Source organism: Providencia sp. PROV033 (genome assembly GCF_028484855.1).
In the GTDB taxonomy this organism is placed as follows: domain Bacteria; phylum Pseudomonadota; class Gammaproteobacteria; order Enterobacterales; family Enterobacteriaceae; genus Providencia; species Providencia alcalifaciens.
Genome location: NZ_JAMPSW010000099.1, coordinates 1 through 13,105, shown reverse-complemented (window position 1 = coordinate 13,105; position 13,105 = coordinate 1). Strand labels below are relative to the sequence as shown.

18 protein-coding genes are annotated in these 13,105 nt (G+C 41.7%); 12 read left to right on the top strand and 6 right to left on the bottom strand.

Annotation, left to right across the window (positions count from 1 at the left end):
* Positions 1-483 precede the first annotated feature (483 nt).
* Both PSF16_RS14370 and PSF16_RS14365 read right to left on the bottom strand, forming a co-directional pair.
* A complete protein-coding gene (locus PSF16_RS14370; protein WP_272689495.1) occupies positions 484-966 on the bottom strand; it encodes a GNAT family N-acetyltransferase in 483 nt (160 codons plus the stop codon).
* Positions 957-1,241 carry a type II toxin-antitoxin system TacA family antitoxin gene (locus PSF16_RS14365; RefSeq protein ID WP_272689494.1) on the bottom strand — a complete coding sequence of 95 codons (285 nt, stop codon included), beginning with the start codon at positions 1,239-1,241 and terminating at the stop codon, positions 957-959. The genes PSF16_RS14370 and PSF16_RS14365 overlap by 10 nt, the downstream gene beginning before the upstream one ends.
* Positions 1,242-1,440: 199 nt before the next feature.
* Between PSF16_RS14365 and PSF16_RS14360 the strand changes: the two genes are divergently transcribed.
* Positions 1,441-2,028, top strand: a complete 588-nt coding sequence (locus PSF16_RS14360) for a recombinase family protein (protein WP_272689493.1) — start codon at positions 1,441-1,443, stop codon at positions 2,026-2,028.
* 73 nt (positions 2,029-2,101) lie between these two features.
* Here PSF16_RS14360 and PSF16_RS14355 read toward each other — a convergent pair whose 3' ends face one another.
* The gene (locus tag PSF16_RS14355; RefSeq protein WP_272689492.1) at positions 2,102-2,386 is read right to left on the bottom strand and encodes a hypothetical protein; all 285 of its coding nucleotides are present in this window, start codon (positions 2,384-2,386) and stop codon (positions 2,102-2,104) included.
* A gap of 58 nt (positions 2,387-2,444) precedes the next feature.
* Entirely contained in the window at positions 2,445-3,101 is a 657-nt protein-coding gene (locus PSF16_RS14350; RefSeq protein ID WP_272689491.1) for an AAA family ATPase, read from the bottom strand.
* Between the two features lie 256 nt (positions 3,102-3,357).
* Between PSF16_RS14350 and parM the strand changes: the two genes are divergently transcribed.
* Complete coding sequence (parM, locus tag PSF16_RS14345) at positions 3,358-4,329, top strand: plasmid segregation protein ParM domain-containing protein (RefSeq protein ID WP_272689490.1); 972 nt, start codon at positions 3,358-3,360, stop codon at positions 4,327-4,329.
* 4 nt (positions 4,330-4,333) lie between these two features.
* On the top strand, positions 4,334-4,720 hold the full coding sequence (locus tag PSF16_RS14340; protein ID WP_272689489.1) for a plasmid partitioning/stability family protein: 387 nt from the start codon (positions 4,334-4,336) through the stop codon (positions 4,718-4,720).
* A gap of 427 nt (positions 4,721-5,147) precedes the next feature.
* On the opposite strand, the gene PSF16_RS14335 is transcribed toward PSF16_RS14340, so the two are convergent.
* On the bottom strand, positions 5,148-5,288 hold the full coding sequence (locus tag PSF16_RS14335; RefSeq protein ID WP_272689488.1) for a hypothetical protein: 141 nt from the start codon (positions 5,286-5,288) through the stop codon (positions 5,148-5,150).
* A gap of 158 nt (positions 5,289-5,446) precedes the next feature.
* Here PSF16_RS14335 and PSF16_RS14330 point away from each other — a divergent pair, with 158 nt between their 5' ends.
* From PSF16_RS14330 to PSF16_RS14300, 7 genes are all read left to right on the top strand, one after another.
* Complete coding sequence (locus tag PSF16_RS14330) at positions 5,447-5,629, top strand: hypothetical protein (RefSeq protein WP_272689487.1); 183 nt, start codon at positions 5,447-5,449, stop codon at positions 5,627-5,629.
* A gap of 339 nt (positions 5,630-5,968) precedes the next feature.
* A complete protein-coding gene (locus PSF16_RS14325) occupies positions 5,969-6,220 on the top strand; it encodes a hypothetical protein (RefSeq protein WP_272689486.1) in 252 nt (83 codons plus the stop codon).
* 96 nt (positions 6,221-6,316) lie between these two features.
* On the top strand, positions 6,317-6,655 hold the full coding sequence (locus PSF16_RS14320; protein ID WP_272689485.1) for a hypothetical protein: 339 nt from the start codon (positions 6,317-6,319) through the stop codon (positions 6,653-6,655).
* On the top strand, positions 6,652-6,987 hold the full coding sequence (locus tag PSF16_RS14315; RefSeq protein ID WP_272689484.1) for a hypothetical protein: 336 nt from the start codon (positions 6,652-6,654) through the stop codon (positions 6,985-6,987). Before PSF16_RS14320 ends, PSF16_RS14315 begins: the two co-directional genes overlap by 4 nt.
* A 47-nt stretch (positions 6,988-7,034) precedes the next feature.
* Positions 7,035-7,844 carry an N-6 DNA methylase gene (locus PSF16_RS14310; protein ID WP_272689483.1) on the top strand — a complete coding sequence of 270 codons (810 nt, stop codon included), beginning with the start codon at positions 7,035-7,037 and terminating at the stop codon, positions 7,842-7,844.
* A gap of 462 nt (positions 7,845-8,306) precedes the next feature.
* Positions 8,307-8,786: an antirestriction protein gene (locus PSF16_RS14305; protein ID WP_272689482.1), complete on the top strand. Its 480-nt coding sequence runs from the start codon at positions 8,307-8,309 to the stop codon at positions 8,784-8,786.
* Between the two features lie 64 nt (positions 8,787-8,850).
* On the top strand, positions 8,851-9,717 hold the full coding sequence (locus tag PSF16_RS14300; protein ID WP_272689481.1) for an LPD29 domain-containing protein: 867 nt from the start codon (positions 8,851-8,853) through the stop codon (positions 9,715-9,717).
* A 119-nt stretch (positions 9,718-9,836) separates the two neighbouring features.
* Here the strand turns inward: PSF16_RS14300 and PSF16_RS14295 are convergent, their stop codons facing one another.
* A complete protein-coding gene (locus tag PSF16_RS14295) occupies positions 9,837-10,139 on the bottom strand; it encodes a molybdopterin-guanine dinucleotide biosynthesis protein MobC (RefSeq protein WP_272689480.1) in 303 nt (100 codons plus the stop codon).
* Between the two features lie 279 nt (positions 10,140-10,418).
* On the opposite strand from PSF16_RS14295, the gene mobA reads away from it, so the two are divergent.
* Both mobA and traI read left to right on the top strand, forming a co-directional pair.
* Positions 10,419-10,763 carry a plasmid mobilization protein MobA gene (gene mobA / locus PSF16_RS14290; RefSeq protein WP_272689479.1) on the top strand — a complete coding sequence of 115 codons (345 nt, stop codon included), beginning with the start codon at positions 10,419-10,421 and terminating at the stop codon, positions 10,761-10,763.
* A gap of 1 nt (position 10,764) precedes the next feature.
* On the top strand, positions 10,765-12,699 hold the full coding sequence (gene traI, locus PSF16_RS14285) for a TraI/MobA(P) family conjugative relaxase (RefSeq protein WP_272689478.1): 1,935 nt from the start codon (positions 10,765-10,767) through the stop codon (positions 12,697-12,699).
* Positions 12,700-13,105: the final 406 nt, after the last annotated feature.

Sequence of the window (13,105 nt, the reverse complement as noted above, 5' to 3'; positions counted from 1 at the left end):
TTCGACACTCGACTTTGTGGTGAATCGACCTGAGGTGGAAAAAATGGTCAAAGCACCCGGTTCAAATTGGAAAGGGGCGGTAACGTTGATGTTTGATTCTCGAATCGAGTAGCGATATAGCCTCTATCTCGCTTATTTTCAGAGACCTGCGACTTTCGGAACTGTTGTCAAGTTTGAGGGAGGGGCTATCCAATGAGGTTTAGCGGCCTCAATGGCTCTGTTGCAAAGTTTGAATGACTCGTTATGCTAAGCTCACCAGCCCACTACGGAAGCTTACCTCATGAATGCATTTAAAGGACGTCATTTCACTGGCATTATCATCCTTTGGGCGGTGCGTTGGTACTGCAAATGGCACAGTTGCAAAACTTTACTGAAGATAATCTTGCGCCCACATTTGGTTATTCTTTTAACTAGAAATACAATATGTTGTGTATGGAGCACCACATTTTTCATCAAAATCAAACATTGCAACAATACCCTAGTTTAAATCTTATAGAATAATGTATTTGGAGTTATAGGGGATGGGATAAAGCCAAAATATTCATAGAATGCTCTCGCCTGCTCATCTATAGCGTGTACCATAATAGCTTTAATTCCTACCTGGTCCGCTAGATTAGATACTCGAATTACAGCATCATTAAGTAACCATTTACCAAAACTATGACTCTGGACGCACTTATCTACAGCAAGGCGGCCTAAAAGAACAACAGGAACAGGATCTGGCATATTTTGGCGTAAACTACGACTTAAATTGATATGATTCACAGATCCTGTCGCAATAGAATAATATCCCACTACACGCTTTGTACATTCAAAACAGATCACGAATGTACGGGATGCATTGATATATTGGTTCTTTATTGCCCTGCGGCGAACCCAATCACTTAATACATCATTTCCACAATTGAACTGCTGAAGGTCATGTTCTTCGTTTAGTAATTCGGGGGCAGTAACATTTATTTCCATTCTGGTTTGACATCCATCAGTCTCTGGCGGCCTTCAATATTTTGAACAGGGGCTTCAAGTTGCTCAATGAAAGCCTGATAACGCGTATCATCTAGAACGAAAACTCGTTGATCTAAGATGATATTCTGAGCCTCACTTACAGCTCTTTCAATGATAAAATCAGTACGATTTTTACTGACCAAACTTGCTGCATAGTCAATTACAGCGCGTTCCTCATCAGTAGCTCGAATGTTTATTTGTTTATTACGAACAGATTTACGAATTGTAGTTTGCATAAAACCTCCAAAGGTAGCAAATTGCTATGCGTAAATAATAAATCAACTGATAGCAAATTGCTATACGAAATTTGTGTTTGTTTGTGTACGAATTGGTTCAGTTTCGTACATAGGTGATAAATAGTGTACGAAACTATGATTAATTTATTTCGTACGCGTGTTATTATTCGGACATCTATTTCGGACGGATAATTGCATAATGTCACGAGTTTTTGCTTATTGCCGTGTATCAACACTGGAACAAAACACAGAAAACCAAAGAAGAGAAATTGAAGCGGCCGGTTTTAACGTTGAGCCCTATCGAATTATTGAAGAACAAATTAGTGGTTCTGTTGCTGCTAGTGACCGCCCCGGCTTTTCACGCCTACTGGATAGAATGGAACATGGAGACGTGCTGATTGTCACTAAGCTGGATCGTCTTGGCCGTAATGCGATTGATATTAGAAAAACCGTTGAAAAATTATCAGAGCGGAATATTCGGGTTCATTGCTTGGCTTTAGGTGGTGTTGATCTAACAAGCCCTGCTGGGAAAATGACGATGCAGGTAATTTCAGCTGTTGCCGAATTTGAGCGAGATTTGTTAGTTGAGCGGACTCATGCTGGTATCGCAAGAGCTAAAAATGCAGGAAAGCGATTTGGTCGCCCCCCTACCCTGAATGATGAGCAAAAACAGATTGTGATTGAACGTATTCAGGCTGGGAGCATGATCAGTGCAATTGCACGTGAATTTAATACCACGAGACAAACAATTTTGAGAATTAAAGAAAAACTGCGCCAATATACTTAGTAATTACTTAATATTTAAATGATATAATTTCAAAATTAACTTAATGCTAATATGATATTAATTTAATATTGAATTAGTTTTTCTTACCTTGAATTTGCAAGCCATAATTTAAGGCGTTTATGCATGACATATTTATCCATGCTGCTCTAGATTGCCCATTTTCTGCTGCAGCTGTGTCAATCTGTTCTATGAGTTCTGGGGCCATAGTTATTGTTATCTGAAGCTTTTTACCTTTAATAATGCCCTTTTTTTCCTCTGTTTTTCCATCTGGTGCCGCATTAATAAAACTTGCGGCTGCATCTTCGTTTAAACTTGTAGCTGCATTATTTGTAGGTCTTTTTCTAAACTTAGATGTCATTTTTTTCTCTCGTTTTAATGTTGTTTTAATATTACTTTGATGTTATTTAAATTGGTTCTTACTGTTTGTATAATATCGATATAAGGTTATTTAGTTCTGTTATCGCTATCTTATCCCTGCCCTTTAATTTTAGCTCATCGACCGTTCTACCGCTTCCTGCTGCATTAGCAAATGCTTTCCTTTGATAAATTACAGTATCAAGAACAGGAATATCATCTTGGTAGTCTTTCATCATTTCTATCATTTCAATATTATCGGTTGAACGAGCGTGCGTATCCCCTTTGTTTAGTAATGAGTAGCAAATTAAATTATCCCTGATGCTTCTTGCTTCTCTTATTAAAGCCACATTTGCATCCATAGCCCATGCTTCAAAACTACCAGGTGCTGAAGGAACAATTAAAATATCTGTAATTGTTAACGCAGCTCTCATTGCAGTTGAGTCGCGTCCACCACACTCAATGATGACATCATCATAATTATCTTTTTGTAGCTGCACTTGGCTTCTTAATACTGGACCTTCTGGGTAATGTGAACAAGCTATACCTGGCTCTATCCCATCTTCAGATCTAACCAAAATTGCTGTTTGAGATGATCCTTGTTTATCTCCATCAACAAGCCAGACTTTTTTACCTTGTCTAGCTCTGGCTACTGCTATATTGACAGCCAACGTTGATTTACCTACCCCGCCCTTTGTATTCGCAATTGTTAATATCATAATACATCCACTTTAATATTGATCTCATATTTATGATAGAAGCATTGAAAGCAAAGTCAAATGATTATTTTGATATTAATTTAATATTAAATCAATATCAAATAAAGTGTTTTTTAATTGTGTTTTGATGTTGATTTGATTTTTTTGAATGTTATCATATAAAAAATACTCAAAATGAGTTTCTGAAAAAAATAACTCACTTTGATAAAGAAAAAACATTAACTAAATACTCGATTTGAGTTATATGTGAGGGTGTATGAAATTATATTGCGACGATGGCTCTACAAATGTGAAGTTGGCATGGTTTGACAAGCAGGTGCTTCAAACTAAGTTATCAACGAACTCATTTAAAAAAGGCTGGAAAATAGAAGGGTTAGGTGGAAAGGGGACTTTTAACTATGAATTGGATGGTCAAAAGTTCACTTATGATGAGGTGAGTGAACAGGCAATTAGAACGACTCATATTGAGTATCAATATACAGATGCGAATATCCTTGCTATCCATCATGCACTTTTAAGCTGTGGACTTGAGCCTCAAGATGTCGATTTGGTTGTCACTTTACCTATCAGCGAGTTTTATACGGCAGATTGCCAAAAGAATGAATTAAATATTCAGCGCAAGATTCAAAATGTTCTACGTCCTGTAAAACTGAATAAAGGAATAACCTTTACTATAAAGAACGTTGAGGTAATGCCTGAATCTTTACCTGCTGTATTAACCCAGTTAGTGAATGACAATGTGGGTGAGTTTGAAAAGTCACTGGTGATTGATCTAGGGGGGACAACACTAGATGTGGGTGTGGTTGTGGGTCAGTTTGATGGTGTCAGTGCGATTCATGGTAACGCTGAAATTGGTGTTTCCATGGTTACACAAGCTGCACTGAGTGCATTGAAAATGGCGTCCAGTGATACCAGTGCGCTCGTTGCTGATGAACTCATTAAGCAACGTCATAACGAGCAGTTTGTCCGTCAAATTGTGAATGATGAATCGAAAATTCCGTTAGTGTTAGATACGATTGATTCTTCAATAAAACAATTAGGTGAACGGGTTGTCGACGAACTGAGTCAATTTAAAAACGTCAATCGTATTTATTTGGTTGGCGGTGGGGCATCTTTAATCGAGCCTGCGGTCAGAAATGCATGGCGCCTTATTGCTGATAAAATTACACTGTTAGACTCGCCACAAACCGCATTGGTTGAAGCCATCGCCTATTTTAAAGAGGACTAACTTGATGAGTCATGAGCGGAAAAAATTCACGTTATACCTTCATCCTGAAAATCCTGCAGATAATCAGGCATTAGAGATTATTGAGTCTATACCGCGTTCAGCTCGAGGGGAGTTTTTCCGCCATGCATTTATTTGTGGTGCGGCATTACAATATCTTGATGCACGCTTGCCCGCATTATTAGCGACGTTATTTAATGATACATTGACGGCAGAACAGCTTGTCACGTTAATTTCGCAAACAACGGGTTGGAAGCCATCACAAGCTGAAATACAGGCTGTTATCAAATCACTTGGTGTGAATTCAATGCTGAATGAAGACAATGGTGTTGCAGAGATAAAAACCACTCAACCTTTTGCGAAGGTAAAAAACAAATTATCAAAGTTAGTGTAAACATAGGGCAGGGGATCTCATTGTAATCAGCGTTGTGGTTAATGAAACAATCATTCCTTTCCCCCGTGCTGGACGACTCGATTAGCTGATATTCCTGATGTTCATTGTTAATAGAAAAACGGTCAGTAATTAATCAAACCAAGGTTTCCTTCCTATATCATGGGGTTATTATAATTATCCACACTCAAAAATAAAGTTATCCACCGAATTTGGGGATACGCCTTTTCTAAGTTTCGCCGCAACGGCTTCATGCTGGCCTTGAGCCAGCCTTAAGCCGAACGACGGATTGACCCCATTTACACACCGATGCGCGGGGCCCGTAAACTTTCGTTCACGTGCCTGTGTGGGCAGCACTTACTGATTCTCCAAATGTGGAAAATGGGGACAACCCGCTTGATAGGTCAATATCGAGCCTGTGGTATTAGCATTAAATTACAGTAAATTTAACGCTGAGGGCAAAGGTCGCTAGAGCAACGAGTTTAGTGACTTTTGGCGATTTTTCATAACGTTTATAGCTTCTTAAACTGACTCCAAGCTCTTCTGCTGCGCGCACTTGATCCCAATGCATCCCTCTGCGCCATAATCTCAATTCAAAGCCGCTCATAAAACCCTAAAAATAATGCTTAAAAGTGACAAAATGTCACTTTTAAGCATTTAATCATAGAGCATGATAAACAGCGACCTCCTACCGTTATGAAGGGGGCACAATGTTTAAATGGGTTAAGGGTGGGGTTAATCAACACCTCGATTTACTCACGCTGGAGTAGACGGGGTACTGTTGCATTATGGGTTCCTACGGCAGCTCGATTTCGTCGAGCTGTCGCCTACACTCCAACGCCATTCGTTTTACGAATGGGTTTCCGCAGAGCCGCAAGCGTCTCTGTCCTTCGGATAGCAAGCGAAACCTAACAGCACGGCATTTCGTGCTTCGCACGGCCGTTAAGGACGCCACGCGTTGCGTGTCGGCCGATTGCCTCCTCACCCGACGGTTATTTTCTTACTATCAGCCCATTCGCTAGGGCTGTTGATTAATCCATAAAGCTCAAGAACTTGCAAGGGTCGCGTTGCCGCTTCTAGCCCCTGCAAGACCTTTCCCTTTATAGCTTAATCGCCCTTGCCGCGACTGAACTGACAGTAAGATGAATTAACACTTTCAAAGAGAACTACGAGGCCATCGGTGAACGTCAACACCGCCACGCCAAAACCTCCAGAAAGATGAGTTAAAAGCCAAAAACAAGGAGTATCAACATGAATTATCAAGTTTTATTTTCAGAAGCCCATAAGAAAGATGCAACAGAGGATGCGTATGAGGTTTATCACTTTGACTCAATTAACGAGTTTTTCACGTTTCTAAAAAAAACGAAATTCACTGAAAAAATGAACACGCGTTATCGCTACATTTTAACGGATGGAACTACACATTTTGATTTAACTTACCGTGAATTAGTGAGCGCAAACCACATTAAGCCATTTAAAAGAGCGCTTCGCCAATACCGTTAAAGCGACCTATTGAATAGCGCGACACCTTAACGCGCTATTCAATATCGAGCTTGTTCGATATTGATTCAATCACGAAACCACAAAAGGAGAAACAGTATGTATCACGCATTAGAGCAGTACGAAACAGACAGTTACCAAGAAACCCAAAGCGCGGAAATGATGTATTGGATCGGGCGCGAACAAGCCGTCAAAACTGCCCCAAAAGAAATCACCTTAGCGCAATTTATGGATGCGTTATCGGTTATGCCTCCGTTGGATTGGCAAGGCAATAACAATACAGAGTCTTTTAAATTGCAAGAAATGGTGTTGGGGAACGTGACGGACATTTTTGTCAAAGTGAGCGGGCGTTATTTCACATTTCGGGATGTGTCAACGTTATCTCACGCGCAAATTATTTCGCGTGTACGTTGTGTTGGATTAGTGGCGCAACAATGAAAAAAGCAGGCTTACGCCTGCTTAATCCGAGCCTTGATGTACTTTCGCGAGGAACTCAAGGCAAGCACTCACTCAAAGGAGAAGATCCAATGAATGCAAATATGATGGCATACGCTGCCAACCCTGTAAAGCCCCAAATGCCTGTCGTGTCAAAACGTCGGGTCGTGCGTGACGATATCGCGATTAGTGATATTCAGCCGACCTATCGGGCAATGGCGCGACATATCGACAAACAACTTAAACGAAAACAGCCCGTGCGCATTCCTGCAATGAATAATCATTGTTTGGGGCAACTGTTGCGCTGTTTAGAACTGCGTAAATCGTGGATTTAAGTTAACTCACTGCCCCTGTTTTTCAGGGGCAGTTTTGGAGCGTCGACATGTCACAATTGAGTTTTTTTGATGTGGATTTAAGTCAATCCGTGAAAATAGAACCGCCTATCACCGTAGAACCACCCAGTAAGGGATACACAAAGACCGAAAAAACAGGTGAAAAAGTCAATCTAACCACCGTTAACCCGAAGTCAAATTGTGACTTTCATCAGGAGTTTATTCAAACGTTTAACCAAACAGCACGGTATCACAGTCGTCTAGAGGTGTTTCGGGATTTTATTCATATAGCGGCTATTTCATTAGAAAACAGCGTGAAACAATGCCCTGAGTTGGAACAAACTTACTTTAACGTGATTGCGCGTTATGAAAGAGCTGATTTGGATGCGTTCGCGAAACTATTAGCCCTTTGTGTTAACGCCTTAGACCATCAAGCGACCGATTTTTTAGGCGCGGTGTTTATGTCACTTGAGTTAGGCGAAGGGGCGTGGGGGCAATTTTTTACCCCATTTCATATCAGCCAGCTCATGAGTGATCTGATAATTGGGGATTGTGGGGCGATAATTGAACAAAATGGCTATATCAGTGTGTGCGAGCCTACGTGCGGTGCGGGCGGAATGGTAATTGCGTGTATTAATACCATTTTGAATCAAGGCTATAACCCACAAATGCAAATGATTGCGGTGTGTACTGATATTGATGAAGTGGCTGCCCGTATGTGCTACGTCCAGCTGGCATTATTGGGGATCCCTGCCATTGTGAATATTGGTAACAGTTTAACGCTGGACGTTCGTCAAACGCTATATACCCCGATGTTGATGTTAAATTCATTCCGCTTTAAAACCTTTCTAACAGCCTAATCCACTGAATTTTCAAGGGGATTTATTCCCCTTTTTGCGCATCGGCTTAACCCTGGCATCGAGCCAGGCTCAATCCGACACAAATAACCCCTGCGCCTTTTTACGCTAACGCGTGGCGCAAAGGACAGGGATGCAAGCTCCCTGAAGGAGCTGCCCCTGATTAACCGCTTAACGTTGTTAAGCTTAAAGGGCGCCTTGCCGTTCGCTTCTCTCGCTGCAAGTCGGGGGATGCCATCTTCATCACCTGTGTGATTAATCTTCCATCGTGTTCCTCGCTTGGCCTAAAACATAGCCTCAACTCGTCATACAGCAAGCGTAAAGTGCACTCCACCAAAATTCTTGCCGCTGCGCTTTCCAACAATTTTGTCTCCGCCCTTGCTTCCTTCCTCGTCTCGGCTATGTACGGCCTTTGCAGCGGGGAACTCGACGAAAGAAATCATTAACACAACGGAGAATTCAAATATGTCATCACATCAAAATCTTGCAGCAAAAGAATCTAACGAAAGAAATGGAAAAGACGAAATCCTAATCACGGCTATTGAGGTGAATAATGCTCAAGCTCGTTTAACGTTTTTACCTTCAAAACTAGGTCGTTACTGTATTGCCTTTGAAAATGCAATCTATAACTGGATGACTCGGAACGCCGTAGCCTATAACGGCGGCTATTGGGATTTTTATACGTTGTCGAATGGCGGTTTTTATCTGCAACCGACAAAAGGCTATATGCTCACTTCACCGAATGGATTTATGGACGATGTTAGCGCCCAAGAAGCGGGAATAATTGTCACTTTAATGATGTTAAGCCATTTTTCATTTGTCACCTATGAAAAAGAACATCATGAAGATTGTGAACGTATTTCTGCCTATTTTCACCAATTACGCGATTTTATTTTCACATTACCCCCTGAATCACAAATCAAGATATTGAATGCGATTGATTAATCAAATCCTGCGCAAGTCTCAGACTTGCGCTTAGTCAAACTTCATTAATTAAAGAGAGAAAAATATGGAACAGCAAACATTATTATCGGTTGGTCAAGTGGTTCACACTAATTTATATAATCTCGGCAAGGGGGTTATAGTTAATATTCATGGCGAGCAAAAACCACAAAGCATGAAGAATATGTATAATGTTATGGTTACAGGGAGTAATGCTGAATTTGATATCGTATTCTTTAATGGGAATAAAACTAATCGTTTACCGGAAAGTATTTTACACAGCGTACAATGGAAAATTGAAGATGAAACGGTTGAACAAGAAACAATTAAATCATTAATTGAAAAAGCGGAAGCGCATGAACAAGCAGAAAATGCCGAAGAAGAACAAAAACACAAAGAATTTAATCAAGGTGTCGAATTCCAAAAAAACAACACAGAATATTCACACTTAACACAGATAACCTCTAATTCAGATAATGAAGTCAAAATAGTCGGTAAAAATATCCGCGCTGAGTTAAAAAAATATTTTCCAAAAACAAAATTTTCAGTACGTAAACAATATTACAGTTCTTATCATGTAACTTGGACAGATGGGCCGACAGTAGATGAAGTCGAATCAATTATTAAAAAATATAAAACATCACGGTTAGATTGCTACACTGATTATTCTTACAATGAAAATTCGCCATTTAATGTGATTTATGGTGGTGCTGATTATGTTTTTACGAATCGTCATTATAGTGATGAAATAATAGCATTGGCAATCAAATCATTGATTGAAAAGTATGGCGAGTGTTATGAGTTTGATACCACACTTATGACGATTGAAAATTATCATCAAGGAATATTATACAAAATTGGACGCGAACAAATTATTGGAAATGATGGGGTAGGAGGAGAAATTAATCGCGTACTAAGAAAAACAAGTTATTAAAGAAAATGCGCCTAATGGCGCGTTTATTTTTTAATGCTCAGCCAAATGTATGCTTTAATCTTGAACATAATGATGAATATGACATTTCATTTTCTTGTTAATATTTTTAATTAATAATCTTAATTTTTAGTTACCTCGCTTTCTGATTTTTTATTTTTAGTCGTGCGATGTTGAGATTTTTTGGGTGAGCTCAACATGTCACGAATGGCTTTTACACTGGCTGTAATTCCCACCGACATGAGTGCACTTCGGATCTCCTCCACGCTGTAACCTTTTTTATTTGCAAGCTCAACAATCGTTTCTTTTAGCCGCTCCAATGCGTCTGTTTTTGTGAGGCGAGAGAGGGTTAAATCGGGCAGTTCATTCAGTGATGATTTAGCCTGCTCGATATCTTCCATGCTGTAGTATTTCTTTTCAGCCATTTTCTAATTTCCTGTTTTATTTTTCATTATTTTAGACCGTCAGTATACCCTCATCAATGACCCAATTCCAGCCCCCATTTTTTCTGGCGTTACTCCGTGACGACAACACAAAAATCACCTATACTTCCACACATGAAATAAAATTCGATGTAAAGAACGGGACAGGGTATGTTTTGTAGCACCGCCTGCACGCAGTCGGTCCCACAAAACGCCCTGCTCAGGACTCCGTCCCGATACCCTGTTACCGCATCAGCCTGTTAGCCTGAGCAGGAATTGAACATGAGTAAAAGTGAACAACGCCAGAGAACGGCGTTACTGGGTAGCGTGCGATGCTATCCGGAAGAGAAAGAAAAAATTCAAAGTAGCGCGAAAGCTGCGGGCCTTTCAACCGGTGAGTTTATGCGACGCGCCGCCTTGGGGCGACGCATCGTAGCGAAGGGTGACACCAAGCAGATGAATGAAATTTTGAAGTTAGGTGGATTGCTGAAACATCTCTATAGCGAGATGAAAAAGGAGGGGAAGATGACTACAGAAAAAAGCAAAGCATTTTCAGATGCATTGATTGCAACAAAGGTCGCCTTGATGAAATTCAGGGCTGACAGCTTAAATAATCACGAGGATTAACATGCTTGCAGTTGTGGCCGACAGACGGCGTGATGGTAAATCCAGTTTTGTGCAACTTATCTCTTATACCATCCTGCGTGATGATGTTGAGATGAGCGAAACCTTATCGCCAGATAAACCGTTTATTCGCCAGTCACGCGCTGAAGCTAAAATTTTTAATGACCTTGTTGGGTATGCGACGCGTAATGCGTTGCCTGATTCACAGGATATTATCGCAACGTTCCCAGATGGGCGACAACAGGTGCGTTGCGATAATGTGATTTGTGAAACGAACTGTTTTTCACTGGAGACGTCGTCGACAGAAATGGACATGGTGGCCGTGCAGAATACGCGCTGTCATGATCCGGTTTACCATGCAATTTTGTCATGGCCAGCTTCGGAAAGGCCGACGCCAGAGCAGATTTTTGACTCGGCTAGACACTGCTTGAAACGTCTTGGTATGGACGATCACCAGTATGTTTTTGCGATTCATGATGATACGGATAATTTGCACTGTCACCTGACCGTTAATCGTATCAATCCCATCAGTTATAAAGCGGCATCCTTGTATAATGATCACTTTATTCTCGACCGTTGCTGTCGTGAAATGGAGATTAAATACGGTTGGAAGCACGACAATGGACCTTATCGGGTGAACGATTCTGGCGTGATTGTTCGTCGTCAGAAGTTTTATAAATCTGCTCCGGCCGCTGCGCGCCAACTGGAGCATTTTGGCGATAAGGAAAGTCTATTTTCGTACGCGGTCGATCACTGTCGGGAGAAGATGAATACCCTATTTTTTAGTGGGCACTATGACTGGTCTGATGTGCATGACATTCTGATTTCCGCGGGACTTGAGCTGCGACGGAAAGGGGACGGTTTGGCTATTTATGATGTTGCCGATGATGAACAAGTCCCGATTAAAGCGAGTGATCTTCATCCGGATTTGACGCTGAGTTATCAGCAGGAATTCATCGGTGCGTTTACTCAGGGAACGGTCTTTCGCAAGGTGAATCGTGATGGTAAGGAGGTGGTGTGGAGTGCTGTCGATATTCACTCTCAATACGATAATCGTCTTCACCGTCGTGACAAAAGCGCTCGCCTTGAGCGTCGTCGTGTTCGTGCACAGGCACGTCAAGATCTGATTGCCCGATATAAAGCTTACAAGACTTGTTTTGTGCGACCGAAGATATCTTCGGATGTTGTCAAGTCGCGTTTTCGTGAAGTTGCAGCGGGTTATCGTATTCGTAAAAATCATGTGCGTCTGACTGAACGCGATCCTCTTTTACGTAAGCTGATGTTTCGCGCGTTGGAAGTGGAGAAGATGAAGGATATGGCGGCTCTACGTCTGCAAATCCGGGATGAGAGACAGGCTCTTAACGCAAGGCCAGATTCTCGACCGTTATCGTATCGTGCTTGGGTGGAGATGCGGGCGGTGGCTCACGATACCGCGGCGATATCTCAGCTACGGGGTTGGGCGTATCGAGAGAAACGTCAGAACCGCACGGCAAGGATTTCGAATAACCTGATCCTCTATGCTGCAGCCGATGATATTAAGCCTGCGCAAATTCGGGGCTATGAGTCGCATGTGAATCGTGATGGGGCGGTGGTGTATACGTCGGGCGGTCAACCGGTTTTACTCGACCGGGGTATTCAGCTTGAAATTGCCGATGCGCCATCGGAGAAGGGGAAAAGCGTGGTGATGGCCCTGCAAATTAGTGGTTATAAAAGTGGGGAGAGAGTGGAAGTCTGGGGGGATCCTGCATTTGTGGAGAGGACGATGAAAGATATTCCGATTTTTAATGCATCCGCCGGGAAAACGGTGCCGTTGACACATCCGGTTCAGCGAAAAATGGCGGGTTATCATGACCAGCCTCGTCAGGCGGCGGAGCCACCGACATCGACACCGAAACCAAAACCAGCTTCACCGCATTATACGCCATTTAAACCTCGGTGATTTTGGCTTTGATTGATACTGGTGATTGTTTGCCTTTTAGGTCGAAATGTCCATTTGAGCCATTTTAGATGGAAGGTGATTTATGGTAGTCATTCCTGCTCAACTTGCTAAAAATCAGTTTGGTGAGCCATATTATTTATTACCGCGAAGTGGCGGTATTACATCAGTCACAGGATCCACATAATCATCTGTAATTAATAGGCAGCTGCACGTTTGTGGAGAGTATGGCGAAAGCCATTCCGATTTTTCATACGTCAGTAGGGAAAACGGTGCGGTTGACTTCCCCTGTTTAGCGGTAGATGGCTGATTATCATATTCATATCCATCAGGATGAAGACGAACCTTTCCCCATTCATTTCAATAATTTTACATTCAAGCTTTGTCACCATAGCGTTAAAAGCCGTAC